This is a genomic window from Actinomadura madurae, from assembly GCF_047130825.1.
In the GTDB taxonomy this organism is placed as follows: Bacteria; Actinomycetota; Actinomycetes; order Streptosporangiales; family Streptosporangiaceae; genus Spirillospora; species Spirillospora madurae.
On the sequence record NZ_CP083237.1, the window covers coordinates 9589376 to 9616154 of the forward strand.

25 protein-coding genes are annotated in these 26779 nt (G+C 73.5%); 15 read left to right on the top strand and 10 right to left on the bottom strand.

All coding sequences use genetic code 11. The annotated features are described in order from the left end of the window. Nucleotides 1-96: 96 nt before the first annotated feature. The gene (locus tag K8Z49_RS44945; RefSeq protein ID WP_021598234.1) at nucleotides 97-447 is read right to left on the bottom strand and encodes a winged helix-turn-helix transcriptional regulator; all 351 of its coding nucleotides are present in this window, start codon (nucleotides 445-447) and stop codon (nucleotides 97-99) included. Between the two features lie 85 nt (nucleotides 448-532). Between K8Z49_RS44945 and K8Z49_RS44950 the strand changes: the two genes are divergently transcribed. After that, nucleotides 533-1156, top strand: coding sequence for an NAD(P)-dependent oxidoreductase (locus tag K8Z49_RS44950; RefSeq protein ID WP_075019791.1), 624 nt, complete (start codon nucleotides 533-535; stop codon nucleotides 1154-1156). Here K8Z49_RS44950 and K8Z49_RS44955 read toward each other — a convergent pair whose 3' ends face one another. Genes K8Z49_RS44955 through map form a run of 3 tightly spaced genes read right to left on the bottom strand, consistent with a single transcriptional unit; the run spans nucleotide 1157 to nucleotide 3811 of the window. Further along, nucleotides 1157-2191, bottom strand: coding sequence for a DNA polymerase ligase N-terminal domain-containing protein (locus K8Z49_RS44955; RefSeq protein ID WP_021598236.1), 1035 nt, complete (start codon nucleotides 2189-2191; stop codon nucleotides 1157-1159). A gap of 19 nt (nucleotides 2192-2210) precedes the next feature. Beyond that, the gene (locus K8Z49_RS44960) at nucleotides 2211-2900 is read right to left on the bottom strand and encodes a ComEA family DNA-binding protein (RefSeq protein WP_412516988.1); all 690 of its coding nucleotides are present in this window, start codon (nucleotides 2898-2900) and stop codon (nucleotides 2211-2213) included. A gap of 59 nt (nucleotides 2901-2959) precedes the next feature. Beyond that, nucleotides 2960-3811, bottom strand: coding sequence for a type I methionyl aminopeptidase (gene map, locus K8Z49_RS44965; RefSeq protein WP_024936102.1), 852 nt, complete (start codon nucleotides 3809-3811; stop codon nucleotides 2960-2962). 69 nt (nucleotides 3812-3880) lie between these two features. On the opposite strand from map, the gene K8Z49_RS44970 reads away from it, so the two are divergent. Further along, nucleotides 3881-4060 carry a hypothetical protein gene (locus tag K8Z49_RS44970; protein ID WP_075019792.1) on the top strand — a complete coding sequence of 60 codons (180 nt, stop codon included), beginning with the start codon at nucleotides 3881-3883 and terminating at the stop codon, nucleotides 4058-4060. A gap of 68 nt (nucleotides 4061-4128) precedes the next feature. Here the strand turns inward: K8Z49_RS44970 and K8Z49_RS44975 are convergent, their stop codons facing one another. After that, nucleotides 4129-4725, bottom strand: a complete 597-nt coding sequence (locus K8Z49_RS44975; protein ID WP_075019793.1) for a hypothetical protein — start codon at nucleotides 4723-4725, stop codon at nucleotides 4129-4131. A gap of 91 nt (nucleotides 4726-4816) precedes the next feature. On the opposite strand from K8Z49_RS44975, the gene npdG reads away from it, so the two are divergent. The 4 genes from npdG to K8Z49_RS44995 all read left to right on the top strand — a co-directional run bounded on the left by npdG (nucleotide 4817) and on the right by K8Z49_RS44995 (nucleotide 7729). Then, entirely contained in the window at nucleotides 4817-5524 is a 708-nt protein-coding gene (npdG, locus tag K8Z49_RS44980) for an NADPH-dependent F420 reductase (RefSeq protein WP_075019794.1), read from the top strand. A 17-nt stretch (nucleotides 5525-5541) separates the two neighbouring features. Beyond that, nucleotides 5542-6573, top strand: a complete 1032-nt coding sequence (locus K8Z49_RS44985) for a potassium channel family protein (protein ID WP_021598167.1) — start codon at nucleotides 5542-5544, stop codon at nucleotides 6571-6573. Between the two features lie 69 nt (nucleotides 6574-6642). Next, nucleotides 6643-6966 (top strand): hypothetical protein, encoded by a 324-nt coding sequence (locus tag K8Z49_RS44990; RefSeq protein ID WP_021598168.1) that lies wholly within the window; start codon nucleotides 6643-6645, stop codon nucleotides 6964-6966. Between the two features lie 10 nt (nucleotides 6967-6976). Further along, the gene (locus K8Z49_RS44995; RefSeq protein ID WP_021598169.1) at nucleotides 6977-7729 is read left to right on the top strand and encodes a hypothetical protein; all 753 of its coding nucleotides are present in this window, start codon (nucleotides 6977-6979) and stop codon (nucleotides 7727-7729) included. 92 nt (nucleotides 7730-7821) lie between these two features. On the opposite strand, the gene panB is transcribed toward K8Z49_RS44995, so the two are convergent. Further along, nucleotides 7822-8673: a 3-methyl-2-oxobutanoate hydroxymethyltransferase gene (panB, locus tag K8Z49_RS45000; RefSeq protein ID WP_412516989.1), complete on the bottom strand. Its 852-nt coding sequence runs from the start codon at nucleotides 8671-8673 to the stop codon at nucleotides 7822-7824. A 143-nt stretch (nucleotides 8674-8816) separates the two neighbouring features. Between panB and K8Z49_RS45005 the strand changes: the two genes are divergently transcribed. From K8Z49_RS45005 to K8Z49_RS45015, 3 genes are all read left to right on the top strand, one after another. After that, complete coding sequence (locus K8Z49_RS45005; RefSeq protein WP_021598171.1) at nucleotides 8817-10394, top strand: MFS transporter; 1578 nt, start codon at nucleotides 8817-8819, stop codon at nucleotides 10392-10394. A 14-nt stretch (nucleotides 10395-10408) separates the two neighbouring features. Beyond that, a complete protein-coding gene (locus tag K8Z49_RS45010) occupies nucleotides 10409-11038 on the top strand; it encodes a TetR/AcrR family transcriptional regulator (protein WP_075019796.1) in 630 nt (209 codons plus the stop codon). Between the two features lie 124 nt (nucleotides 11039-11162). Next, complete coding sequence (locus tag K8Z49_RS45015; RefSeq protein WP_235206519.1) at nucleotides 11163-13295, top strand: SpoIIE family protein phosphatase; 2133 nt, start codon at nucleotides 11163-11165, stop codon at nucleotides 13293-13295. Nucleotides 13296-13339: 44 nt separating this feature from the next. Here K8Z49_RS45015 and K8Z49_RS45020 read toward each other — a convergent pair whose 3' ends face one another. Together K8Z49_RS45020 and K8Z49_RS45025 are read right to left on the bottom strand one after the other, a co-directional pair. Then, nucleotides 13340-15136: an NAD+ synthase gene (locus tag K8Z49_RS45020; RefSeq protein WP_024936105.1), complete on the bottom strand. Its 1797-nt coding sequence runs from the start codon at nucleotides 15134-15136 to the stop codon at nucleotides 13340-13342. Nucleotides 15137-15168: 32 nt separating this feature from the next. Beyond that, nucleotides 15169-16428, bottom strand: a complete 1260-nt coding sequence (locus K8Z49_RS45025) for an MFS transporter (RefSeq protein WP_021600402.1) — start codon at nucleotides 16426-16428, stop codon at nucleotides 15169-15171. Between the two features lie 55 nt (nucleotides 16429-16483). Here K8Z49_RS45025 and K8Z49_RS45030 point away from each other — a divergent pair, with 55 nt between their 5' ends. Then, complete coding sequence (locus tag K8Z49_RS45030) at nucleotides 16484-17509, top strand: ArsR/SmtB family transcription factor (protein ID WP_075019798.1); 1026 nt, start codon at nucleotides 16484-16486, stop codon at nucleotides 17507-17509. Here the strand turns inward: K8Z49_RS45030 and K8Z49_RS45035 are convergent. Next, on the bottom strand, nucleotides 17449-18480 hold the full coding sequence (locus K8Z49_RS45035; protein WP_161791048.1) for a terpene synthase family protein: 1032 nt from the start codon (nucleotides 18478-18480) through the stop codon (nucleotides 17449-17451). The genes K8Z49_RS45030 and K8Z49_RS45035 overlap by 61 nt on opposite strands. A 160-nt stretch (nucleotides 18481-18640) precedes the next feature. On the opposite strand from K8Z49_RS45035, the gene K8Z49_RS45040 reads away from it, so the two are divergent. From K8Z49_RS45040 to K8Z49_RS45060, 5 genes are all read left to right on the top strand, one after another. After that, a complete protein-coding gene (locus tag K8Z49_RS45040; protein WP_412516990.1) occupies nucleotides 18641-19468 on the top strand; it encodes a transporter substrate-binding domain-containing protein in 828 nt (275 codons plus the stop codon). Then, nucleotides 19426-20310: an amino acid ABC transporter permease gene (locus K8Z49_RS45045; RefSeq protein ID WP_244938839.1), complete on the top strand. Its 885-nt coding sequence runs from the start codon at nucleotides 19426-19428 to the stop codon at nucleotides 20308-20310. The genes K8Z49_RS45040 and K8Z49_RS45045 overlap by 43 nt, the downstream gene beginning before the upstream one ends. Continuing rightward, nucleotides 20307-21116, top strand: a complete 810-nt coding sequence (locus tag K8Z49_RS45050) for an amino acid ABC transporter ATP-binding protein (protein WP_021599041.1) — start codon at nucleotides 20307-20309, stop codon at nucleotides 21114-21116. Before K8Z49_RS45045 ends, K8Z49_RS45050 begins: the two co-directional genes overlap by 4 nt. A 144-nt stretch (nucleotides 21117-21260) precedes the next feature. After that, nucleotides 21261-22622: a glutamine synthetase family protein gene (locus K8Z49_RS45055; protein ID WP_021599040.1), complete on the top strand. Its 1362-nt coding sequence runs from the start codon at nucleotides 21261-21263 to the stop codon at nucleotides 22620-22622. 28 nt (nucleotides 22623-22650) lie between these two features. Continuing rightward, entirely contained in the window at nucleotides 22651-25704 is a 3054-nt protein-coding gene (locus K8Z49_RS45060; protein WP_412516991.1) for a bifunctional [glutamine synthetase] adenylyltransferase/[glutamine synthetase]-adenylyl-L-tyrosine phosphorylase, read from the top strand. Between the two features lie 41 nt (nucleotides 25705-25745). On the opposite strand, the gene K8Z49_RS45065 is transcribed toward K8Z49_RS45060, so the two are convergent. Next, complete coding sequence (locus K8Z49_RS45065) at nucleotides 25746-26627, bottom strand: phosphatase PAP2 family protein (RefSeq protein WP_083597201.1); 882 nt, start codon at nucleotides 26625-26627, stop codon at nucleotides 25746-25748. Between the last annotated feature and the right edge of the window lie 152 nt (nucleotides 26628-26779).

A 26779-nucleotide genomic window follows, 5' to 3' on the forward strand; every position in this document is an offset into this window, starting at 1 on the left:
GCGGGACTCTATTCCGCTCCTGATCGGTTTCAGCGGCGACGCGCCGTACGGGGTGCCGTGTCCCTTTGATGCCGGACGCGGCTCGCCGGTTCCGCCCTAGCCGGCGTGCCTTTCGCGCGCGGACACGACCGCCTCGACGTTCTCCTCGGCCCAGTCGGCGACGGCCTGGATCGGCGTCTGGAGGGAGTGGCCGAGCGGGGTGAGGGCGTACTCGACGCGCGGCGGCACCTCGGCGAAGACCGTCCGGGTGAGGAGGCCGTCGCGTTCCATCGCGCGGAGCGTCTGGGTGAGGACCTTGGGCGTGACGCCGCCGATCATGTCGCGCAGCTGGGTGAACCGGCGCGGCCCGCCGGTCAGGAGGAGCACGACGAGGACCGACCACTTGTCGCCGATGCGGTCCAGGATCAGCCGGGTCGGGCAGTTCGGGTCGAACGCGTCACCTCTCATGGTTTCCATAGGGTACCAATAGCACGTTGAAGTAACCAGTATCCGATGGATACCTTCCAGTCCGACGACGTCAGAGGAGGGTTTCATGAGGGTTCTGCTGATCGGCGCGACGGGCATGATCGGGCGGCGGATCGCCGACGAGGCGCGCGGGCGCGGCCACGAGGTCACCGGCGTCACCCGTACAGGGAACGAGGGCACGGCCGCCGCCGAGGCGAGCGACGCGGACGCGATCGCCCGGCTGGCCGCGGGGCACGACGCCGCCGTGCTGACCGTCCCGCCGCCCCGGGACGGCTCGGAGACGACGGGGCCGCTGCTGGCCGTCACCCGCGGCGTCCTCGACGGCCTGCGCCGGGCCGGCGTCCGGCGGCTGATCGTGGTCGGCGGCGCGGGCAGCCTGGAGGCCGCCCCGGGCGTCCGGCTCGTGGACACCCCCGAGTTCCCGGACATCTACAAGGGCGAGGCGCTCGCGGCGGCCGAGCAGCTCGGCGTCATCCGGGCCGAGGCCGGCGACGTGGACTGGACGTACCTCTCGCCGCCCGCGTTCATCGAGCCCGGCGAGCGCACCGGCACGTTCCGCCTCGGGACGGAGCAGCTCCTCACCGACGCCGAGGGGGTCAGCCGCATCAGCGCCGAGGACTACGCCATCGCGCTGGTCGACGAGCTGGAGAAGGGCAACGCCGTCCAGCGCCGCATCACGGTGGGGTACTAGCTACGACGGGATGAAACGCCAGGCGTCCGACTCCTCGCCGGCCGCGTAGGGGGAGTCGAGGCGCTTGGCGACCACGCCGGGCAGGCCCTGGCCGCGGGCCGCGTCCCGGACGGCGTGGCCGTCGCCCGGGAACCAGGGGGCGGTCTGCCACAGCGGGCCCGACAGCCCGAGGCCGTCGAGCCGCTCCCGCCGCTCCCGGTAGGGGACGTCCAGCAGCGGCCGGCCGTCCAGATGCGGCAGGTCGTAGATCATGTACGTCTCGCGGCCGTCCAGGACGGCCCGCTCCCCGTCGAGCACCGCGGGCCGGGCTCCCAGCTCGGCGCCGAGCCGGGAGCCCAGCCCGCCGGGGCCGTCGACGGCGCGGCCCCGCTCGTCGGTGAACCGCGTCCGGCCGCCCTCGACGTAGGCGAGCAGCCGCCTGCCGCCCCACGCGAACTCGAACCCCCACGCCTCCTGGTCGCGCGGCAGCCGCGCCCTCTCGACCGGGCGCATGGGCCGCAGCGACTCCGGCAGCGGCTCGGCGTCCGGATCCGCCGGCGGGTCCATCCGGTGGATCATCCAGTTCCTGCCCCGCGTCTTGAACAGCACGTACCGGCCGGACACGCGCGAGCCGTGGATGACCACCTTCACCTCGCGCTCGGACCACTTCTCCGTCTCGTACGTCCCGCGGTCCCAGATGATCATTTTTCCGGCGCCGTACTCGCCGCGCGGGATCTCGCCCTCGAAAGAGGCGTACTCCAGCGGATGGTCCTCGGTGTGCACGGCCAGGTGGTTCGTGTCGGGGCTCCACGGCAGGCCCTTCGGGACGGCCCAGGAGACGAGCACGCCGTCGCGTTCGAGGCGCAGGTCCCAGTGCAGGCTGGTCGCGTGGTGCTCCTGGACGACGAACGTGTCGTCGTCGCCGTGGGGCAGGGCCTTCTCCTCCGGGACCGGCTCCGGCGTCCTCCCGGCGTCCCGCCTGCCCCGGTACTCGGCGAGCCGGTCGCCTTCGGGCGCGGGGGGCGCGGGGGGCTTTCTCGGCTTCTTCGGGCTCACGCCCGATGCATACCCGCGATCAGCGGATGAAGACGGCGTAGTCGGCCACGTCGCCGGTGAGGGACGGCGGCAGCCCCGCCACCGCCGACAGCTCCTCGGCGGACATGAACCCGCCCGTCTCCGCCCGCACCCGCTCGATCTTCGCCGCCAGATCCGGGGTGATGCCCGGCAGCAGCGTCAGCGCCTCCGCGGGGGCGTGGTTGACGTCGATCAGCCCGCCGTCGTTGTACTGGCGCGGCAGGTCGGGGCGTCCGATGCGCAGCTCCTTGGCGAGGCCCGGGTCGGACGCGGCCAGCTCGCGCGCCTTCTCCCGCAGCAGCCGCCGCCGCTTGACCCGCTCGACCACGGCCTCGTTGTCCACCGCCGACAGCCCGTGCGGATCGAACACCCGGCGCCGGATCAGGAACGCGTGCCCGCAGCCGACCACCGCGAGCAGGAACAGCAGCACCCCGACGGCCCGCTCGGTGCCCTCCTCCTCGCCGATGTCCGGCAGCAGGACCAGCATCAGCGCGAACACGCCCGCGTACACCGCGGTCGACACCAGCAGATGCATGCTCCGCCGCCACAGTAGCGCCGCCGCGAAGGTAAACGGCGTGGCGTACCCGAGGGTCAGGAACGGCAGCGCCGCCCACGTCACGCTCAGCGCCGCGCGCCCCGGAGGCATGCTGTCGGACGGAACCCTCGGCTCGTACGGCGCTGGGGCGTTCATCTCTAGAGGGTCTCCCGGCCGGAAGTGGGGGCGAATCGGACTCTAGATCAAGAGATGGGTCACGGCAGGGTGAGGATTTCGTGGCCGTCCTCGGTCACCAGGAGCGTGTGCTCGAACTGCGCCGTGCGCCTGCGGTCCTTGGTCACGACCGTCCAGCCGTCGTCCCACATGTCGTAGTCGTGGGTGCCGAGCGTCAGCATCGGCTCGACCGTGAACGTCATCCCCGGCTCGATGATCGTGGTCGCCCGCGGGTCGTCGTAGTGCGGCACGACCAGGCCGGAGTGGAACGTCGTGCCGATGCCGTGGCCGGTGAAGTCGCGGACGACCCCGTACCCGAACCGCCTGGCGTAGGACTCGATGACCCGCCCGATCACGTTGAGCGCCCGCCCCGGCTTCACCGCGCGGATGCCCCGCATCGCCGCCTCGCGGGTCCGCTCCACCAGCAGCCGCGACTCCTCGTCGACGTCCCCGCACAGGAACGTCGCGTCGGTGTCGCCGTGCACCCCGTCGATGTAGGCGGTGATGTCGACGTTGATGATGTCGCCGTCGCGCAGCACCGTGTCGTCCGGGATCCCGTGGCAGATCACCTCGTTGATCGAGGTGCACAGCGACTTGGGGAAGCCGCGGTAGCCGAGCGTGGACGGGTACGCGCCGTGGTCGAGGAGGAACTCGTGCCCGATGACGTCCAGCTCGTCGGTGGTGATGCCGGGCCGGACGTGCCGGCCGACCTCCTCCAGCGCCTGCGCCGCGATCTTCCCCGCCACCCGCATCCGCTCGATGATCTCGGGCGTCTTGACGTCCGGCTCGCCCGTCCTGGGCCGCTGCTTCCCCACGTACTCCGGGCGCGGGATGCTCGACGGGACCTTGCGCATCGGGGAAACCCGGCCGGGCCGGAGAAGCTGGGTCGTCATAGTGATGGAGTGTAGTCAGCGGGCTCGGGGCGACGAATCCCCGTGAACGCGTGATCGAGAGGAGCGCCGATGGCCGGTGACGACGGTGACTGGTGGTTCTGCCTGAAGCACATGAAGGTCGAGCACGGGCCCGGCTGCCCCGGCAAGGACCGGATGGGCCCGTACGAGACCGAGAGCGCCGCCGCCGGCGCCCTCGCCCTCGCGCGCGAGCGCAACGAGGCGTGGCGCAAGCAGAACGGCGAGGACTGAACAGCGAGGACTGAACAGCGAGGACTGAACGGCGCGGATTGAACGGCGAGGACTGAACGCGGCGGGGGCTAGTCGACGACCGGGCCCGACACCGCGTCGAGCAGCCGGGCGAGGCGGTGCCGGAGCCCGCGCGGGCCGCGGCCCGGCTCCTCGCCGGCCGCGGCGCTCACGAGGTGCTGCGCGCCGTCGAACGACAGGAGGGCCTCGCCCGGCGGGACGGTCAGCGCCTCGTGGGCGAGGCCGCGCAGCTCGCGGTCGCCGCCCTCCAGGGCCAGGACCGTGGCGCCGGTGCGGCGCGCGTCGTCGACCCGTTCCAGCAGCGGGACGGGCGCGTCCTCCTCGGCGACGACGAACAGCGTCTCGCCGCGCCGCGCCGCCTCCAGCCGCTCCAGCCCGATCCGCAGGTGCCCGGGCGCGTCCGCGGGCGGCCGCCAGCGCACCAGCGTGGGCGCCAGGCCGGGGGCGTCGCCGAGCCGGCTCTCGTCGTCCAGGTGCGCCGCGAGATGCCAGGGGTCGCCGGCGGGCGTGCCGACCAGCAGCAGCCCGCCGGGCGTGCGGGACGTGGCCCGCAGCGCGCGCCCGAACTCGCGGGTCCGGTCCAGCCAGCCGGTCGTCGACAGGACCTCGCGCAACATCGTGATCTGCTCGGCGTCCACGGCCACCATGGTGCCGCATCGGACGTCCTGGTCAGGCGGTTTCCGCGATGCGGGAACCCTCCGCGCCGCGCCGCGCGGGCCGCCTGGCAGACTCGGCCGCATGACTGAGCAGCAGCAGAAGACGCCCTACGACCTCCCCGACGTGAGCGGCCTGTCCATCGGCATCCTCGGCGGGACGGGCGACCAGGGCAAGGGGCTCGCGCGCCGCTTCGCGCTCGCCGGGCACCGGGTGACGATCGGGTCGCGCAAGGCGGAGCGCGCCCAGGCCGCGGCGGACGACCTGGCCGGTGAGGGCGGCGCGGACCTGCCGGTCTCCGGCGCGGAGAACCCGGTCGCGGCCGGGGAGTCCGACGTGGTGATCGTCGCCGTGCCGTGGGACGGCCACAAGGCCACGCTGGAGTCGCTGCGCGCCGAGCTGGCCGGCAAGATCGTCGTCGACTGCGTGAACCCGCTCGGTTTCGAGAAGGGCAAGGGCGCGTTCGCGCTGCCGGTCGAGGAGGGCAGCGCCGCCGAGCAGGCCGCCGCCGTCCTGCCGGACAGCCGGGTCGTCGCCGCGTTCCACCACGTGTCGGCCAGGCTGCTGCTCGACCCCGGGGTGGCCGAGATGGAGCTGGACGTGCTCGTCCTCGGCAACGACCGGGAGGCCACCGACCTCGTCCAGGCCCTCGCCGGCCGCATCCCCGGCATGCGCGGCGTCTACGGCGGCCGGCTGCACAACGCGGGCCAGATCGAGGCGTTCACCGCCAACCTCATCTCCATCAACCGCCGCTACAAGGCGCACGCCGGATTGCGCATCACCGACGTCTGATCGCTAGTCTCGGGACGGTGCCGAGCATCGACGACGCGGAGGCGGCGCGGCGCCCGCTTGTCCTGCTGCCCTCCGCCGGGCAAGGGCCGCTGCGCGCGGTCGCCCGGCGGGTCGGCATCGCGCTGCTGCTGATGTTCGCGGTCGTGGCGGTCGTGTACGCCGACCGCGGCGGCTACCGCGACGGCAGCGACGGGACGGTGTCGCTGCTGGACGCCTTCTACTACGCCTCGGTGACCATCTCCACCACCGGGTACGGCGACATCACGCCCGTCGGCGACGGCGCGCGGCTCGTCAACATCGTCTTCATCACGCCCGTCCGGGTGCTGTTCCTCATCGTCCTCGTGGGCACGACCCTCGAGGTGCTGGCGGAGCGCACCCGCGACGACTGGCGCAAGTCCCGCTGGAGGGCGCAGGTGCGCGACCACATCGTGGTGGCCGGCTACGGCACGAAGGGCCGCAGCGCCATCAAGACGCTGCTGAGCACCGGGGTGGAGAAGACCTCGATCGTCGTCGTCGACCCGGACCCCCGGGTGGTCGCCGAGGCGGCGGAGGCCGGGTTCGTCGGCGTCGCGGGGGACGCGACGCGCAGCTCGGTGCTGAGGCAGGCGTCAGTCCACCGGGCCCGCAAGATCGTGGTGGCGAGCGCCCGCGACGACACCGCGGTGCTGATCACGCTGACCGCCCGGCAGCTCAACCCGCACGCCGGCATCCACGCGTCGGTGCGCGAGTCGGAGAACGTCCCGCTGCTGCTGCAGTCGGGCGCCGACCGCGTGGTGATCTCGTCGGAGGCGGCGGGGCGGCTGCTCGGGGTGTCCACGACCCAGCCGAGCGTCAGCCAGGTCATCGAGGATCTGCTGGACCAGGGCAGCGGCCTCGACCTGGTTCAGCGCGAGGTCCGGCCGGAGGAGGTCGGCGGCCCGCTCGGCGCGGTGCGGGAGCCGGCGCTCGCGCTGGTCCGGGACGGCCGGACGCTGCCGTTCGACGACGCCGGGTGCGGCGCCCTCGAACCGGGCGACCTGCTGATCGTGGTGCGTTCCGCGCGGAAATAGGGAGCGGTTCGCGCCCCTGCCGCGTCCAAATGCTGACGTACCATCGTGGTGGCGACATGCGGGGTGGAGATGAGAGAGATCCGGTCGGCAGATCCGTGGAGCGCGTTCCTCGCGCCTTCGGGACGGGACGCGGGGCGGCGGACCCCCGGCGCGGCGCCCGCGGGTGAGCCCGGCCACACCCCCTCGCATGCCGAGCCCGGCGCGGAGGACGCGTGCCGGCGGGTGCTGGCGCAGCTGAGGTCGACGGGCGGCCCGCTGTCGCTGGAGCAGATCCACCACGCGACGCGGCTCGGGCTGATGGAGGTCGCCGAGGCCGTGGACATGCTGCGCGAGCGCGGCCTGGTCGCCGTCGAACGCGAGATCGACGAGGTCGTCCGGCTGACCGGGGAGTGACCGCGGCCCGATGATCGGATACGTCGTCGCCGTCTCGCTGAGCTGCCTGGTCGGCATCGCCGAGCTCGTCAGCCGCTACCGGGACCGGCCCACCACGCTGGTCCGGGTGCCGAGCACCTGGGCGTACGTGCTGATCAACGGGGGAGCGGGCGCGGGCTCGCTGCTGCTCCTGCACACCTTCGACTGGCGGTTCGGGGTCCGGTCGGGGGACGTCGCCGCGGCCACGCAGGTGCTCGTGGCGAGCCTCGGCTCGATGATGGTGTTCCGCAGCGCGGTGTTCACCGTCCGGGTCGGGGACGAGGACGTGGCGGTCGGCCCGAGCACGCTGCTGACCTCGCTGCTCGCCGCCGCCGACCGGGGCGTCGACCGGATGCAGGCCAAGACCCGCGCGCACGAGGCGGGGGAGATCATGCGGGGCGTCTCGTTCGCCAAGTCGCGGCTGGCGCTGCCGACCTACTGCCTCGGCCTGCTGCAGAACGTGTCCGCCGAGGACCAGGCCGACCTGCGCACCGCCGTCGACGCGCTCGCCGGCAGCGAGATGACCGACGGGCAGATGGCCCTCAACCTGGGGCTGCTGCTGATGAACGTCGCCGGCCCCGACGTGCTGCGCTCCGCCGTGGAGACGCTGCACGGCGAGATCATGGCGGACGGGGCGGAGCCGCGCCGCGTCCCGGCGCCGCGCGACGGCCGGCTCTTGGAGAGTGGGACGCGCGAGAGCGATACGCACCCTCCCGAGCCGGCCCGCTCGAACCCCGACCAGTAGCCCGCCCGGCGGACCTGGCCGGGCCCGGACGCGGGAACGCCCGCACGGCCGCGCCGGGGCGGGGGCGGCCGTGCGGGCGGGACAGGGTCCGGCTAGTGGTAGCTGTGCTCGGGCGCCGGGTAGGCGCCGCTCACGACCTCCTCGGCGTAGCTGCGCGCCGCCTCGCCGAGCAGGGTGTTCATGTCGGCGAACTTCTTGACGAACTTCGCGGTGCGCGGGGTGAGCCCTGCCATGTCCTGCCAGACGAGGACCTGCGCGTCGGTCTGGTTGCCGCCGCCGATGCCGATCGTCGGGATGGACAGCGACGCGGTGACCCGCGCGGCGAGGTCCTCGGGCACGCATTCGAGGACGAGGGAGAACGCGCCGGCGGCCTGCAGCGCCTTCGCGTCCGCCATCAGCTCGTCGCCGTCCTGGCCGCGGCCCTGCACCCGGTAGCCGCCGAAGACGTTCACCGACTGCGGGGTGAGGCCGAGGTGGCCCATCACCGGGATGCCCGCGGCGACCATCGCCTCGACCTGCGGGAGGATCCGGCGGCCGCCCTCCAGCTTGACGGCGTGCGCGCCGGTCTCCTTGAGGAACCGGGTGGCGGCCGCCAGCGCCTCGGGGACGCCCGTCTGGTACGACCCGAACGGCAGGTCGGCGACGACCATCGCGCGCTCGGACCCGCGGACGACGGCCGCGGTCAGCGGGATCAGGTCGTCGACGGTGACGGGGATCGTGGAGTCGTAGCCGTACACGACCATCGCGGCGGAGTCGCCGACGAGGAGCACCGGGATGCCGGCCTCGTCGAAGATCCGGGCGGTGAGGGCGTCGTACGCGGTCAGCATCGGCCACTTCTCGTGCCGCTCCTTGGCGGCGGCGATGTCGCGTACGGTGACCCTTCGCCCGCTCGTCCCGCCGTAGAGTGCGGTCGGCTGTGCGGGGGGTGCGACGGATGAGGACATGCGTGTGAACCTCCGGTCTTGAGGCGCCACGGTGGCGTACCCAGACGGAACCGATCGTGCCACTTGGGAAACGATTTCGGTAGCCCCGGAGATTCCCCGCCCGCGCGGGAATGAATTCAAAAACGATACGGTTGCGTATCGCTATGGACCCACACACGATCCAGCGGCGCCGGTGGTACACCCTCGGCGTCCTGACCATGAGCCTGCTGGTGGTGGTGCTGGACAACACCATCCTCAACGTGGCGCTCAAGACGATCGCCGACCCTCACAAGGGGCTCGGCGCCACCCAGAGCCAGCTCGAATGGGCCATCAACTCCTACACGCTGGTCTTCGCCGGGCTCCTGTTCACCTTCGGTGTGATCGGCGACCGGCTCGGCCGCAAGCGGGTGCTCACCGGCGGCATGATCGTGTTCGCCGTCGCCTCGCTGGTGTCGGCGTACGCGCAGACCCCCGAGCAGCTCATCTACGCCCGCGCCCTGATGGGCCTCGGCGGCGCCGCGGTGATGCCGCAGACCCTGTCGATCATCACCAACGTCTTCGAGCCGCACGAGCGCGCCCGCGCCATCGGCATCTGGGCCGGCGCGGTCGGCCTCGGCGTCGCGATCGGCCCGCTCACCGGCGGCCTGCTGCTCCAGCACTTCTGGTGGGGCTCGGTGTTCCTGATCAACGTGCCGGTCATCGCGGTCGGCGTCGTGCTGATGGCCTTCCTGGTCCCCGAGTCGCGCAACCCCGAGCCCGGACGGCTCGACCCGCTGGGCGTCGCGCTGTCGGTCGTCGGCCTGGTCGTCCTGTCGTACGGGATCATCCAGGGCGGCGAGAAGGGGAACTGGCTGGAGTTCCCCGTGCTCGGCCCGATCCTCGCCGGCCTGGCCGTGCTCGCCCTGTTCGCGTGGCACGAGGCCCGCACCGTGTCCCCGGCCTTCGACGTCAAGCTGTTCAAGGACCCGCGGATGTCGGCCGCCGTCGCCTCCATCGCGCTGTGCTTCTTCGCCGCGACCGGCGTGTTCTTCTTCGCCAACTTCTACATGCAGTCGGTGCGCGGCCTGACGCCGCTGCAGTCCGGCGCGATGGTGCTCCCGTTCGCCGTCGCCCAGCTCGCCTTCGCGCCGCGCAGCGCCGCGATGGTCCGCCGCTTCGGCGCCAAGGCGGTCTGCACGACCGGGCTGATGCTGGTCACCGTCGCGCTGGCGAGCTACCAGTTCGTCGGCACCCACACCTCGCTGTGGATCCTCGGCGCGATCTTCTTCGTGCAGGGCGCCGGGATGGCCAACGTCATGCCGCCCGCCACCGAGTCGGTCATGTCGGCGCTGCCCCGCGAGAAGGCGGGCGCCGGGTCGGCCGTCAACAACGTCGCCCGGCAGGTCGCCGTCGCGATGGGCGTGGCCGTGCTCGGCTCCGTCGTCGCGTCGGTGTACCGCGGCGACCTGCGCGACCGGCTGGCCGCGCTGCCCGCGGGCGCGCGCGAGGCCGCCGGCGAGTCGATCGAGGGAGCGCACGCCGTCGCCGCCCAGCTCGGCCCGGCGGGGCAGAGCCTCGTCGGCCCCGCCGACGCCGCCTTCGTGCACGCCATGCACACCGCGTCCGTCGCCGCCGCCGTCGTCTCCTTCCTCGGCGCCCTGGTCGTCCTGAAGTGGATGCCGGGACGCGCCGCGGCGCCCGCCGCGCCCGCGCCCGCGCCGGAGCCGGAGCCTGAGTCGCGGCCGGAGAGGGCCGGCGTGTGAGAGCGTGATGCGCGATGAGCACTGAGACCGAGCCGGGCACTGAGACCGAGCCGGGCACCGAGACCGAGCGGCGGCAGGCGGGCCGGCCCCGCAGCGAGCGCGCCGACAAGGCCATCGTCGAGGCGACCCTCGACCTGCTGGCCGAGGAGTCGGGGGTGGCGGGCGTCTCCATCGAGGCGGTCGCCGCCCGCGCCGGCGTCGGCAAGACGACCATCTACCGGCGCTGGCCCAGCAAGGAGGCGCTGATCGTGCACGCGCTCGGCGCCGTCAAGGAGCCGCTGCCCGAGCCGTCCGGCCGGTCCGCCCGGGAGGACCTCACCGAGATCGCCCGCCGGCTCGCCGGCCGCCGGCACAGCAGGTACTCGCGGTGCTTCTGGAACGTCGCCGGCAGCGCGGAGAAATATCCCGAGCTGTACGCCCGCTACCAGCAGGACGTCATCGAACCCCGGCGCGAGGTCATCCGCCGGGTGATCCGGAACGGGATCGAGACCGGCGAGCTGCGCGCCGACCTCGACGTCGAGGTCGTCCTGTCGCTGCTGCTCGGCTCCCTGACCGCGCGGCGGCCGCGGGAGACGGTCCCCGCCGGCTACGCCGAGGCCGCCGTCGACACCCTCCTGCGCGGCATCGGGACCGGGCCGCGATGACGCCGGGGCGGGAGAACCGCGCCTATTTCGGCGTGGTAAGCGTGATCTTCTCCCACTCCGGCGGTGTCATGCCCCATACTGTCGCTGGGTAGTGCTGAGACGACCGGCTGTCTGGAGCGCGCAGGTGAGATCCGTGATGGCGCCGCGAGGCGAGGCGCCCGCCACCGATTCGGCGTCCCGGACCCTTGTCCTGGGCATAGACGGTGCCCGGCGCGTCGTGCAGTGCGGACCGAACGCCAAGGCGGTCCTCGGCCGTGCCCCCGGCGACCTGATCGGCCGCCCCGCCACCGACCTGGTGGGCGACGAGGCGAAGGCCGAGCTGGAGGCGCTGCTGGAGCCGAACGACGCCGGCCAGGAGCGCAACGGCGTGATGGCCGTGCTGCGCGGCGACGACGGCGCGACCGCGAGCGCGCTCGTCACCGTCCAGCCGATGGTCGGCGGCGACACGGGCACGGCGCCCGCCGCGCTGCTGTTCGTCCGGGTCGAGCTGCCGCCGAGCGAGCGCTACCAGGACCCGGCGCTCATGCGGCGCGCGCTGATGGACGACCCGCTCACCCGGTTCGGCGCGACCCTCGACCTCGACCAGTCCGCCCGCGGGCTCGTCGACGTCGTCGTCCCGCACTTCTGCAACGCCGCGTCCGTGCTGGTGCTGGAGAGTCTGGTCGCCGCCGACGAGGTGCACACCGAGTCGGGCTCGGCGGTGCTGCGCCGCATCGCGGTCACCTCCGACGACGGCAACCCGGCGTGGACGTCCACGTTCCCCGTCGGCGAGGTGCTCGTCTTCCCGGAGGGCACCCCCTACCGGCAGGTGATGGAGACGGCCCGGCCCGTCCACCTGCCGCACATCGACCTCGACAGGGCGAGCGAGATCGGCCGCCTGTGGCGGCGCGGCCCGGCGGGCGAGCTGCTGTCCAACGTGTCGATGGTGCTGCTGCCGATGATCGCCCGCGACACGCTGCTCGGCTTCATCGCCTGCACCCGCGTCCCCGGGTTCCGCAAGTTCGACGCCTACGACGTCGAGATCGGCATGGAGTTCGCCGCCCGCGCCGCGATCGTCATCGACAACGCCCGGCGGTACAGCCGGGAGCGCGCGACCGCGCTGGCGCTGCAGCGCAGCCTGCTGCCGATGCGGCTGTCCGCGCCGTCCTCGGTCGAGGTCCGGCACCGCTACCTGCCGGGCAGCAAGCTCGTCGAGGTCGGCGGCGACTGGTACGAGTCGATCGCGCTGCCCGGCGCCCGCGTCGCCCTGATCGTCGGGGACGTGGCCGGGCACGGCGTCCGCGCCGCGGTGACGATGGGCCGGCTGCGCACCGCGCTGCACACGCTGGCGAACCTGGAGCTGCCGCCCGCCGACGCGCTGCACGTCATGCACGAGCTGATGATCGAGCTGGGCGAGCAGGAGCCGCACTTCGCGACCTGCGTGTACGCGGTCTACGACGCGACGACCGGCACCATCGAGATCGCGTCCGCCGGGCACCTGCCGCCGCTGCTCGCCGCGCCGGGCGGCGACAACGAGTACCTCCAGGTGCCGCCCGCGCCGCCGCTCGGTGTGGCCGGCGGCGCCGCCATCGAGAGCCGCGAGTTCACCGTCGAGGACGGCAGCCTCTTCGTCATCTACACCGACGGCCTCGTGGAGAACCGGGGCCGCGACATCGACGACGGCCTCGCCCGGCTGCAGCGGATCTTCGGGCCCGACTCGGTCGACCGCTCGATGGAGGACCTCGCCAAGGCCACCCTCGCCGGCGTCTACGCCGACCAGCACCGCGACGACATCGCCGTCCTCATCGCCCGGTTGCGCCGGCTTCCCGAGGACCGCTACGCCTCCTGGACGCTGCCCGCCGACCCCGCCGCCGTCCGCCGCGCCCGCGGCCTGGTCAGGGCGCGGCTGGAGGAGTGGGAGCTGGAGGAGCTCGACTACACCACCGAGCTGCTGGCGTCCGAGCTGATCACCAACGCGCTCCGCTACGCCCCCGGCCCGATCGAGCTGCGCCTCCTGCTGGAGCGCACGCTCGTCCTGGAGGTCCTGGACCGCTCCGCCGCGCTGCCCCGCCTCCGCCGCGCCGAGGACGACGACGAGAACGGCCGCGGCCTCCTCGTCGTCAGCCAGCTCGCCCACCGCTGGGGCACCCGCCGGACCGCCGCGGGCAAGGTCGTCTGGTGCGAGCAGATCGTCCCCGGCATCGACCCCGACGCCTCCGAGCAGGTCCCCGCCTGGCCGGACGAGGCCTGGCCGGGCGAGAACCACCACCGCGAGTAGCGCGCGCCACCTTTCGTGCCGGGCGCCACCTTTCGCGCCGGGCGTTACCTCTCGCGCCAGCCGTTGGTGATGGGGAGGCGGCGGTCGCGGCCGAAGTTCTTCGGGGTGATCTTCGGGCCGGGCGGGTACTGGCGGCGCTTGTACTCGGCGATGTCGACCAGGCGGATGACGCGCTCGACGAGGGCCGGGTCGTGGCCGGCGGCGACCAGGGCGTCGCGGCCCATGTCGCCCTCGACGTAGTCGGTGAGCACCGGGTCGAGCTCGGCGTACTCGGGGAGGGAGTCGCGGTCGCGCTGGCCGGGGCGCAGCTCGGCGGACGGCTCCTTCTCGATGATCGCCTCCGGGATGGGCTCCTGCGCGAACCGGTGCAGCAGGGCCGGCTCGCGGCCCGCCTGGGCGTTGCGCCAGCGGGCGAGCTCCCAGACGGTGAGCTTGAAGACGTCCTTGATGGGGCCGAAGCCGCCCGCGGAGTCGCCGTAGAGGGTGGAGTAGCCGGTCGCCAGCTCGCTCTTGTTGCCGCCGGTGAGGACCAGGTGGCCGTGCTCGTTGGACAGGCCCATCCACACGTTGGCGCGGATGCGGGCCTGGAGGTTCTCCTCGGCGAGGCCGTGCAGGTCCAGGTGCTTCTCGAACGCCTCCACCATGTCGGCGATGGGGACGATGCGGGAGTTGATCCCCTGCCGCTTGACGAGCTCCTCGGCGTCCACGACGGAGCCCTCGGAGGAGTAGCGGCTCGGCAGCAGGACGGCGTGGACGTTCTCCGGGCCGATCGCGTCCGAGGCGATGGTGGCGACCAGGGCGGAGTCGATGCCGCCCGACAGGCCGAGGACGACCGAGCGGAAGCCGTTCTTGCGGACGTAGTCGCGAGTGCCGAGGACCAGCGCCGCGTAGACCTCGGCCAGGTCGTCCAGGGGCTCGGCGGCGGCCGGCGGGAGGGCCGGGTAGGCGGGCAGCGGGTCCGGCGACAGGACGTGCCGGTCGATGGTGATCGTGGTGCCGTCCAGGGCGTCGACCGGCGTGCTGCCGGGTTCGCGCGACGGGTCGGCGGCGGGGAGCGTGAGGTCGGCGACGAGGAGGTGCTCGGTGAACTGGGGCGCGCGGGCGAGCGGGGTCCCGTCGGGGCCGACGATGACCGAGTCGCCGTCGAAGACGAGTTCGTCCTGGCCGCCGACCATGTTGACGTAGGCGAGCGCGCAGCCGGCCTCGCGGGCGCGTTCGGCGCACAGGTCGAGGCGGACGTCGTCCTTGTCGCGCTCGTAGGGGGAGGCGTTGATGGAGAGCAGCAGGCCCGCGCCGGACGCGTGGGTGACGCTGACCGGGCCGCCGTCCTGCCAGAGGTCCTCGCAGATGACGGTGGCCACGTCGACGCCGTGGACGCGGACGACGGGCAGCCGGTCGCCGCGCACGAAGATGCGGTACTCGTCGAACACCCCGTAGTTGGGGAGGTGGTGCTTGGCCGAGCGGACCAGGACCTCCCCTCCGTGCAGCCACGCGGCGCCGTCCAGCGGCGCCCCGGCGGGCTGCCCCGAGCGGGCGGCCCGCGCGGTGCGGCCGACCGTCCGCCGGTCGAGGTACCCGGTGACGACCGGCAGGTCGCCGAGGCCCTCGCCGGCGAGGCGGCGGGCGAGCCGTTCCAGCGCCCGCCGGGACGCCTCGACGAAGGACGTGCGCAGCGCGAGGTCCTCCACCGGGTAGCCGGTCAGCGCCATCTCCGGGAAGGCGACCAGGTGCGCGCCGGCGTCGGCGGCCCGCCTGGTCCATGCGACGACCTGGTCGGCGTTCCCGTCGAGGTCGCCGACGGTCGAGTTCACCTGCGCGAGCGCGATCCTGAGCTGTGCCACCGTCCCAGGGTAAATCGTCGGGTCCGGTTTCGTCACTCTGACGAGAAGGGTGTGTCGAGCGCCACGGTCCGCCGCCGCCTGAGCGCGGGGGCGAGCGCGAGCTGCGCCGCGGCGGCGCCCAGGGCCAGCCCCGCGCAGGTCAGCCACAGCGCGGGAGCGCCGCCGGCGCCGAGCAGCTGGGTGCCGCCGAGCGGCGCCAGCAGGAACCCGCCCGACCACGCCATCCCGTACAGGCCGCTGTACCGGCCGCGCAGGCCGGCGGGGGCCAGGTCGGCGACGACGGCCTGCAGGACGGACGCGGCCGTGATCTCCCCGAGCGTCCACACCAGGATCGTCGCGGTGTAGGCGGCCAGGGACGCGGCGAGCGCCGTCAGGCCGTAGCCGAGCGCGACCAGGACGAACCCCGCCACCATCACCAGGCTGTGGTCGCGCCGCGCCAGCCACGCGTTCACCAGCGGCTGGACGATGATGATCAGCACCCCGTTCGCGGCGATCGCGAGGCCGTAGTCCTGCGGGCCGAGCCCCGCCTCCTTCATGGCGAGCGGCATCGTCGTCATGCCCTGCATGAGCACGAAGGTGTAGACGAGCGTGATCAGCACGTACGCCACCATCACCCGGTCGCGCAGCACGCGTCCGAACCCGCCGGCCCGCTCCGCGCGGGCGCCCCGCGCCCGGGTCTCGGGGACGGCGCGCCACACCAGCAGCCCGAAGGCGGCGCAGGTCACGGCGTCGATCCAGAACAGCCAGAGGAACCCTTGGCGCGCGAGCGTCCCGCCGAGCACCATGGCGACCGCCCAGCCCAGGTTGACCGCCCAGAACAGCAGCCCGAACGCCCGCGGGCGGTCCCGCGGGGAGATGACGTCGGCCACCATCGCCTGCGACGCGGGCCGGTACATGTCCAGCAGCAGGCCGAGCAGCAGCGCCGCCGCGACGATCGCGGCGAGGCCCTCGGCGTAGCCGAGCGCGAGCATGGCCGCGCCGGTGCCGACGGTCGCCAGCGTCAGCGTGACGCGGCGGCCGATCCGGTCGGCGAGCGCGCCGCCCGCGAGCTGGCCGCCGAGGGACCCGGCGCCGAGGACGGCCATCACCATGCCCGCCTGGGTCAGCGACAGCCCGCGCGTCGTCGTCAGGTAGAGGCCGAGGAAGGGCTCGACCATCGTCCCGAGCCGGTTGAGCAGCGTTCCCGCCCACAGGACCCAGAACGTCCGGGGCAGGCCGCCGACCTTGGGACGCAGGAACGCCGCGAACCGTCCCGGAGCAGGGTCGACAGGAGCGTCTTCCAGAGTGGTCACTCGCACGATGGTGAGGGCTCCGCGCACGCGGAGATAATCATTTAGCCTGGGCTAAATGATCGAGTTCGTCCTCGCGCCGGACGACGTCGCCCGGGTCCGGTTCGCGTACTCGCCGCTGTGGGAGATGGTGCGCAGCCTGCGGGTCCTCGCCGATCCGTCGGGCCACGCGCTGCACCTCCCGTGGGTGCGCACCGTCCGGCCGCGGCTGCGCGGGCTCGGCATGGGCCCGCTGCGCGAGGTCGTCCAGCCCGCCGGGTACATCCCGGACTTCCTCACCCCGCCGCCGCGCACGCCGCTGCCCGACATCGGCGCCGAGCTGGAGACCGTCCGCGCCACCCCGCCGGAGGTCGTCGCCGCCGAGCTGAGCTGGACCGAGCCCGGGAGCCGCGCGGGCGCGGCCCGCCTCGCGATGGCCGCCGACCCGCGGCGCACCCTGGAGCGGCTCGCCGGCCTGCTCGAACGGTACTGGGAGGTCGCCGTCGAGCCGTTCTGGCCGCGGATCCGCGACCTGCTGGAGGGGGACGTCCTGCGCCGCGCCGGCGCGCTCGCCGCCGAGGGCGCCGCCGGGGTCTTCGGCGACCTGCACGAGGGGGTCTCCTGGCGTGCCGGGACCCTCACCGTCGACCGCCGCTGGCGCTTCCGCGGCGAGCTGGCCGGACGGGGGATCCTGCTCGTCCCGAGCGCCTTCGTGTGGCCGCACGTGTCGGTGATGGTGCCGCCCTACCAGCCCATGCTCAGCTATCCTCCGCGCGGCGTGGCGACGCTGTGGGAGACCGGGCCGCCGGGCGACGACCGGGCGGACGCGCTCGCCGCGCTGATCGGGCGCCGCCGCGCCGAGCTGCTCACCGCGCTGGCCACGCCCGCCTCGACCACCGACCTCGCCCGGCGGGCGGGCGTCACCGCCGGGGCGGTCAGCCAGCACCTCGGGGTGCTGCGCGCCTGCGGCCTCGTCTCCGGGCACCGCCTCGGCCGCCGCGTCCTCTACGTCCGCACGCCGGCCGGGGACGCGCTCGCCGGGGCTCAGCGCAGCGAGGCGAGGGCGTCCAGGCGCGGCGGCGCGGGCGCGGCGTCCGGGAGGTAGCGGCCCGACTCGGCGAGCCAGTCCATGTGCGCGCGCGGCGTGTCCAGCAGCACTTTGACGACCTGCGCGGCGGCGGCGCGCTGCGCGACGGTCATCTCCAGCCGGTCCAGCATCTCCGGCAGCCGGCGGGCCGCCGTCCACGCCTCCTCCAGCCGGTCGGCGACGCGGCCCGCGACCGCGGCCGCCGCCTGCTCGGGGGACAGGCCGTGCGCCCGCGCGAGGACGGCGGGCAGGCCGTGGACGTCGCCGCGCGCCGACTCCAGGTCGTGCGAGGCGAGGTCGTTGGACCAGGCCACGGCGTCGGCGACGCTGTCGGAGAGGGTCTTCCACCGGGGCGTGCGCAGCAGCCGCGACGGCAGCTCGACGCCGAGGACGGGCTCCACCAGGTCGTACAGGAACGGCCCGCACGCCCGGCGGCGCAGCGGCGCGTACTCGGCCTCGTCCGGGACGTGCCCGATCCGCCGGTTGACCGACTCCTCCGCGCAGCCGTCCCGGTGCGCCTCCAGGTGCAGCATGAAGCGCCGGCGCCAGTCGCGGCTCATGTCCTTGGACGTGGTGTGCCACAGCTCCACCAGCGCGGCCTCCAGCGGCCGGGCGCCGGGCCGGGCGTGGCCGCGGCGCATCGCGCGCAGCAGGTCGTCGTAGAGCGCGTGCACGGCGCTGCCGCTGTCGGCGAGCGGCGGGTGGTCCAGCGTGTCGTCCAGCGCGAGCGTCCAGGTCAGCCAGCGGGCGAACAGGTCCACGCCCGCGAGGTCGGCGTTCGGGAACACCCGGGCGGCGAGCCGCTCGCAGCGGGCCCGGCCGAGCGGTGAGGTGTCCGGGTCGCCGAGCACCAGGCCCCGGCCGCGCGCCCAGGCCTCCACCTGCGCGCACAGCTGCCACGACTCCGGGTGCATGGCCGACGGACTGGTCAGCGCGGTCACCCGGTCGGTCATCGAGAGAAGAGGTGAGATGTCCACGACCCTGCTCACGTTAATGATCACTCCGTGCGCAGAACATGATCGCCACGTCAATTTTCGGGAAACGGATATCGGGGGACGGTCACGGGCGAGCCCGCCGCCGGCCCCTGCCCCCGCGGGAGCGGACGTGGGATAGTTCGATGATCGACAAGCGGCTCAATCAGGAGGAAACGTGTCCGGACGAACCCCGCGACGGACGGCCCTCGGTGCGGGGCTCGCGGCCCTCACGCTGGCCGCGTCGGCGTGCGGCGGCGACGACGGCGCCACCGTGCAGGGCGTGAAGCTCATCGAGAAGGGCGCGCTCACCTCGTGCACCCACCTGCCCTACCCGCCGTTCCAGTCCGAGGACAAGAAGACGGGGAAGGTGGTGGGCTTCGACGTCGACATCATCGACCTCGTCGCCAAGAAGCTCGGCGTCACCCAGAAGGTCGTCGACACCCCCTTCGAGACGATGAAGACGGGCTCGGCGCTGAACGCCGGCAAGTGCGACATCCAGATGGGCGGGATGACGATCACCGACGAGCGCAAGCGCTTCATGGACGTCTCGGACCCCTACTTCGACGCCACCCAGGCGCTGATGGCGAAGAAGGGCGGCGGCGTCGCGTCGCTGGACGACGTGAAGTCCAAGAAGCTCAAGCTCGGCTCGCAGGCCGGCACCACCGGTGAGGACTTCGTCAAGGGCAAGGGCTTCGACCCGCGCTCGTTCGACAACTCCAACGCCGAGCTGGACGGGCTGCGCACCGGCCAGGTGGACGTGATCGTGCAGGACGACCCGGTCGTCCGGGGCTGGCTGAAGGACCCGGCGAACGCGAAATTCGAGATCGTCGCCAACCTGAACACCGGTGAGCAGTACGGCATGTGGATGCGCAAGAACCACAACCCCGAGCTGGTCAAGCTCACCAACCAGGCGATCGCGCAGGCGAAGGCGGACGGCACCTACAAGGCGATCTACGAGAAGTGGATCGGTCCAATGCCGTCCACCGCCGGCGGCGGCTCGTGACCGCCGAGCCCGTGAAGGCGGGGCCGCCGGGTCCGGGGGCGGCGGGCGGGATGTCCCGCCGGACCCGCCGGCGGCTCTCCCTCGGCGGCCAGTACGGGCTCTTCGCCGCCATCGTCGTGCTGGTCGTCGTGCTGGCCGACTGGCGGACGCTGCGGCTGAACTTCGCCAACTGGGAGGTCGCCAAGAGCCTCTTCCCGGACATCATCACGATCGGCCTGCGCAACACCGCCGTCTACACCGCGGTCGGGTTCGGCATCGGGCTCGGCGGCGGGCTGCTCATCGCGCTGATGCGGCTGTCGTCGGTCCCGCCGTACCGGTGGTTCGCCACCACCTACATCGAGATCTTCCGCGGCCTCCCGCTGCTGCTGATCTTCATCTTCGTGGGCGTCGGCGTGCCGCTGGCCTTCCCCGGCACCAACATCCCGGGCGGCGCGGCCGGGCAGGCGGGGCTGGCGCTCGGGCTCGCCGCCACCGCCTACATGGCCGAGACGATCCGGGCCGGGATCGAGGCGGTCCCCCGGGGGCAGCTGGAGGCGGCGCGCTCGCTCGGCATGTCGCACGCCCGCGCGATGCGGTCGATCATCATCCCGCAGGCGTTCCGGATCATCATCCCGCCGCTGACGAACGAGCTGGTGCTGCTCTGCAAGGACTCCTCGCTCGTGCTGTTCCTCGGCATCACCCTCGAACAGCGGGAGCTCACCAAGTTCGGCCGCGACCTCGCGGGCGAGCAGGGCAACACCACCCCGATCATCGTGGCGGGGATCTGCTATCTGATCATCACGATCCCGCTGAGCCTGCTGGCCCGGCGGCTGGAGGCGCGGCAGCGCAGGGGGCAGCGATGACGAGCCTCGGCAAGGACACCTCCGGCGGGCAGGACGCGCCCGGCGGGAACGCCGTGGAGATCAGCGGCCTGCGCAAGTCGTTCGGGACGAACGAGGTGCTGCGCGGCATCGACTTCCACGTCGCGCCGGGCGAGGTCGTGTGCGTGATCGGCCCGTCCGGGTCCGGCAAGTCGACGCTGCTGCGCTGCGTCAACCTGCTGGAGGAGCCGTCGGCGGGGACGATCCGGGTGGTCGGCGCCGACGTCACCGACCCCGAGGTGGACATCGACGCCGTCCGGCGCCGGATCGGCATGGTCTTCCAGTCGTTCAACCTCTTCCCGCACCTGACCGCGCTCGGCAACGTGATGATCGCCCAGCGGAAGGTGCTGAGGCGGGGCCGGGCGGAGGCGGAGCGGATCGCGCGGGAGAACCTGGAGCGGGTCGGGCTGGCCGACAAGATCGGCTCCTACCCGGCGCAGCTGTCCGGCGGCCAGCAGCAGCGCGTGGCGATCGCCCGCGCGCTCGCGATGGGGCCGGAGGTGATGCTCTTCGACGAGCCGACGTCCGCGCTGGACCCGGAGCTGGTCGGCGACGTCCTCGGCGTCATGCGCGGCCTCGCCGAGGCGGGGATGACCATGCTCGTGGTCACCCACGAGATGAGCTTCGCGCGGGAGGTCGCCGACCGGGTGGTGTTCATGGACGGCGGCGTGGTCGTGGAAGAGGGCCCGCCCTCGCGCGTGATCGCCGCTCCCTCCCACGAGCGGACCAGGACGTTCCTGTCCCGCGTCCTCGACCCGGCCGCCGCGCGGGTCGGGGAGACCGAGTAGTCGGGTATGTTCCGAGCACCGGCCCCGGACGCGTAACGTCGCGGTAACAGCGGCCGGGCATACTGCGAAGGTAGCCGGACCGGCGTCCGCGGCCGGCATACCCGGCCCGCGTCCGCGACGAGGGCAGCACCGAGGGAGAGGGCATTGGACCGTCAGCAGGAGTTCGTGCTCCGGACACTGGAGGAGCGCGACATCCGCTTCATCCGGCTGTGGTTCACCGACGTGCTCGGGTTCCTGAAGTCGGTGGCCGTGGCGCCCGCCGAGCTGGAGGGCGCCTTCGGCGAGGGCATCGGGTTCGACGGGTCGGCGATCGAGGGCTTCGCCCGCGTGTACGAGGCCGACATGATCGCCAAGCCGGACCCGTCCACGTTCCAGGTGCTGCCCTGGCGCTCGGAGTCCCCGGGCGTGGGCCGCATGTTCTGCGACATCCTGATGCCGGACGGCACGCCGAGCTTCGCCGACCCCCGCTACGTCCTCAAGCGCGCCCTGGCCCGCGCCGCCGACCTCGGCTTCACCTTCTACACCCACCCCGAGATCGAGTTCTTCCTGCTCAGCGACAAGCCGGAGGACGGCCGCGAGCCCGAGCCGGCCGACGCGGGCGGGTACTTCGACCACACCCCGCACAGCGCGGCGCACGACTTCCGGCGCAACGCGATCACCATGCTGGAGGCGATGGGCATCTCGGTGGAGTTCAGCCACCACGAGGGCGCCCCCGGCCAGCAGGAGATCGACCTGCGGTACGCCGACGCGCTCACCACCGCCGACAACATCATGACCTTCCGGCTGGTGATGAAGGAGGTCGCGCTGGAGCAGGGCGTGTTCGCCTCGTTCATGCCGAAGCCGTTCACCGAGCACCCCGGCTCCGGCATGCACACCCACATGTCCCTGTTCGAGGGCGACCGCAACGCCTTCTACGAGCCGGGCGCGGAGTACAAGCTGTCGAAGGTCGGGCGGGCGTTCATCGCCGGGCTGCTGCGGCACTCCGCCGAGATCACCGCGGTCTGCAATCAGTGGGTCAACTCCTACAAGCGGCTGTGGGGCAACGTCGGCTCGGCCGCCGGCGCCGGGGGAGAGGCCCCGTCCTACATCTGCTGGGGGCACAACAACCGGTCGGCGCTCGTCCGCGTCCCCATGTACAAGCCGCACAAGGGCCACTCGACCCGCATCGAGTTCCGGTCGCTGGACACGGCCGCGAACCCCTACCTGGCGTTCGCGGCGATCCTCGGCGCCGGGCTGAAGGGGATCGAGGAGGGCTACGAGCTGCCGCCGGGCGCCGAGGACGACGTCTGGGCGCTCACCGTGGCCGAGCGGCGCGCCCTCGGCATCGAGCCGCTGCCGCAGAACCTGGACGAGGCGATCCACGCGATGGAGCGCAGCGAGCTGATGGCGGACGTCCTCGGCGAGCACGTGTTCGACTTCTTCCTGCGCAACAAGCGCCATGAATGGGAGGACTACCGGCGCCAGGTGACCGAGTTCGAGCGCAAGCGCCTGCTGGCGGTCCTCTGAGCGACTCCTCCGGATTACGGTTGACCCTGTGACCGAGTCCTGGACCTCCGACCGCCGTCCCTCCCTCGCCGGCCGCCTGGCGAGGCTCGGCTTCACCGACGCCGCGCGGGCCGGGCGGCTCCTGGAGGAGGCGCGGCGCGGCACCGGCTCCGGGCCGTCCGACGAGCTGCTCGACGCCCTCGGCGGCACCGCCGACCCGGACCTCGCCCTGGACGGCCTGCTGCGGCTGCTGGCGTGCGCCGGCGAGCGGGGCGTGGGCGGGGAGCTGCGGGACGCGCTCGCCCGCGAGCCGGGGACGCGGGAGCGGCTCACCGCCGTCCTCGGGGTGAGCGCCGCCCTGGGCGACCATCTGGCCCGGCATCCGGAGCACTGGAACGTTCTGCGCGACGGCGCGGCCGGCCCGGCGCGGCCGCCGCGGGAGGAGCTGCTGGCCGCCGTGGGCGCCGACCCGTCGGCCGAGGAGCCGGTGGCCTCCGCCTCCGACGCCCTCCTCGCGCTCCGCGTCGCCTACCGCCGGCGCCTCCTCGCGCTCGCGGGACGCGACCTGATCGGCGTCGCCGACGTCGCCGAGGTCGCCGCGGAGCTGGCCGACCTCGCCTCCGCCGCGCTGGAGGCGGGCCTCGCGATCGCCCGCGCCGAGGTCCCCGGGCACCGGGCGTGCCGGCTCGCCGTGATCGGCATGGGCAAGTGCGGGGGCCGCGAGCTGAACTACGTCAGCGACGTCGACGTGATCTTCGTGGCGGAAGCGCGGGCGGAGGAGCCGGAGGACGCCGCCCTGCGCGTCGCGACCCGGCTGGCGTCGGCGATGATGCGGGCCTGCTCGGCCTCCACGGAGGAGGGCGCGCTCTGGGAGGTGGACGCGGCGCTGCGGCCCGAGGGCAAGTCCGGCCCGCTCGTGCGGACGCTCGCCAGCCACCGCGCCTACTACGAGCGCTGGGCCAAGACCTGGGAGTTCCAGGCGCTGCTGAAGGCCCGCCCGGTCGCCGGCGACCCGGGGCTCGGCGCCCGCTACCTCGACACGATCGCCCCGATCGTGTGGAAGGCCGCCGAGGGGGAGGACTTCGTCGAGGACGTCCAGCACATGCGGCGCCGCGTCGAGGCCGACCTGAACCAGCGCACCGCCGACTCCGAGCGCCAGCTCAAGCTCGGCCCCGGCGGGCTGCGCGACGTGGAGTTCTCGGTGCAGCTGCTCCAGCTCGTGCACGGCCGCGCCGACGAGACGCTCCGCAGCCCGACCACGCTGGACGCCCTGGCCGACCTGTCCCAGGGCGGCTATGTCGGCCGCGACGACGCGGCGGTGCTGGCGTCGGCCTACCGGTTCCTGCGGCGCGTTGAGCACCTGGTCCAGCTGCACCGGCTGCGCCGCACCCATCTCGTCCCCGATGACGAGGCGGGCCTGCGCCGCCTCGGCCGCGCCCTCGGCCTGCGCACCGACCCGGTGGGGGAGTTCACCGCGCTGTGGCGGCGGCACGCCCGCGAGGTCCGCCGCATCCACGAGAAGCTGTTCTACCGGCCGCTGCTGCGGGCCGTCGCCCGGCTGCCCGGGGAGGAGTCGCGGCTCACCCCGGAGGCCGCCCGGACCCGGCTGGAGGCCCTCGGCTACGGCGACCCGGCGGGCGCGCTCCGGCACATCGAGGCGCTGACCTCGGGGGTGTCGCGGCGCGCCGCGATCCAGCGGACGCTGCTGCCGGTCATGCTCGGCTGGTTCGCCGACGCGCCGGACCCCGACGCGGGCCTGCTCGGGTTCCGGCAGGTCAGCGACGCGCTCGGCACCACGCCCTGGTACCTGCGGCTGCTGCGGGACGAGGTCGCCGTCGCCGAGCGGATGGCGTGGGTGCTCGGCTCCAGCCGCTACGCCACCGACCTGCTGCTGCGGGCGCCGGAGGCGGTCGGGATGCTCGGCAGCGACGCCGACCTGGCCCCGCGCCCGGCCCGCGCGCTGCGCTCGGAGGCCCTCGCCGCCGTCCGCCGGCACTGGGACTTCACCGCGGCGCCCGCGGGGGAGCGGGCGGCCGCGGCCGCCCCCGCCGAGGAGGCGACCGCGGTGGTGCGGGGCCTGCGGCGCCGCGAGCTGTTCCGCGTGGCGGTCGCCGACCTGCTCGGCCTGGTGGACGTCCGGACGGTGGGCGAGGCCCTCACCGGCATCGCCGCCGTCACCGTGGAGGCGGCGCTGCGGGCCGCCGTCAAGAAGATCGAGCTGGAGTCGCGGGAGCCGCTGCCGACCCGGATGGCCGTCGTCGCGATGGGCCGGTTCGGCGGGCACGAGCTCGGCTACGGCAGCGACGCCGACGTGATGTTCGTGCACGACCCGCTGCCGGACGCGGACGAGCGGGCCGCCGGGCGGGCCGCGCACGCCGTCGCCGAGGAGCTGCGCCGCCTCCTGGCGCTGCCCGCCCCCGACCCGCCGCTGGAGATCGACCCGAACCTGCGGCCGGAGGGGCGGCAGGGGCCGCTGGTGCGCACCCTCGCGTCCTATGCCGCCTACTACGCCCGCTGGTCGGAGCCCTGGGAGGCGCAGGCGCTGCTGCGCGCCGACCCGCTGATCGGCGACGAGGGCCTGCGGGACCGGTTCCGCGCGCTGATCGACCCCGTCCGGTGGCCGGAGGACGGCATCGACGACGACGCCGTCCGGCAGATCCGGCGGCTGAAGGCGCGGATGGAGTCCGAGCGGCTCCCGCGCGGCGTCGAGCGGCGGCTGCACATCAAGCTCGGCCCCGGCGGCCTCGCGGACGTGGAGTGGGTCGCGCAGCTCCTCCAGCTCCGGCACGCGCACGACGTCCCGGGGCTGCGCACCACCCGGACCCTGGACGCGCTGGACGCCGCCGTCGGGGCCGGGTTCCTGGACGCCGGCGACGCCGCCGTGCTGGAGGACGCGTGGTGCCTGGCGACCCGCATCCGGGGGTCGATCATGCTGGTGCGGGGCCGCGCGTCCGACCTGCTGCCCACCGACCACCACCGGGAGCGCAGCGCCGTCACCCGCGTCCTCGGCTATCCGGGGACCGGTGACCTTCTGGAGGACTACCGCCGCCACGCCCGCCGGGCCCGCGCCGTGGTCGACCGCGTGTTCTACGGGGCGGACTGATCCCGGAGGATGACCCGGCTACTCCCGGAGTCGTAGGCGGGTCAGGAGCGGCCGGCGCCGCCCGCGGCGGCGGAGCCGGCGCCGGAGCGGCCCGTGCCGCGTCCCGGGCGCTGGGCGAGGCGGTGCCGGACGCGGGCCCGCGCGACGAGGAGCGAGGCGGGACACCGCGTGTAGAGGACGTAGGACACCCAGAGCGCCCCGCTGATCAGCGCCATCCCGGCCACCGCGTCCAGCACGTAGTGGTTGGCGGTGGACAGGATCACGTACACGGTCGTCGCGGGGTAGAGCACACCGAGGATCTTGGCCCACTTCTGCGTCGCCAGCCTGACCAGGATCACCCCGCACCACAGCGACCATCCGGCGTGCATGGACGGCATGGCCGCGTACTGGTTGGTCAGGCTGCCGGACGCGTCGCTGGCGTACAGGCCGAGCGAGTGCAGCGCGGTCACCGGGTCGACGAAGCCCTCGCTGTGCAGGAACCGCGGGGGCGCCAGCGGGTACAGCCAGAAGCCGATCAGCGCCACCGCCGTGGCGATCATGATGGAGGCGCGCAGCCACCGGTAGTGCTGGGGCCGGTAGCGGTACAGCCAGACGACGATGCCGAGGGTCACGATGAAGTGCATCGTGGCGTAGAAGACGTTGGCGGTGCGCGCCAGCCACGGCACCGACAGCAGCGTCTGGTTGAGGTGCAGCTCAACGTCCAGCCCCAGGTAGCGCTCCACGCGCAGGATCTCGTCGGCGTGCGCGAACGCGGGCCCGGTGCCGTCCTGAACCAGGACGATGCGGGTGAGCGTATAGCCGGTGTAGAAGAGGACGACCAGGAGCAGCTCACGCCAGACCGGGGGCGCGGTGAGGACGCGGCGCCGTAGTGTCGTGGCGCCGGCCTCGCCTCTGCGGGCCGTTGGGGGGGCGGGTTGAGCCATGCTACCTATCTTTGCCTCAGGGCCCCCTGAATGAGATCACCGCGGCGAATGGTCTTCATCTCAGACTTGAGTAGTACGACCCTGATGCGGTATCCGGACTTTCGGGGGAGGGGCCCGGGGACGGTGGGTGGACCCCGGTCACCTACCCCGCA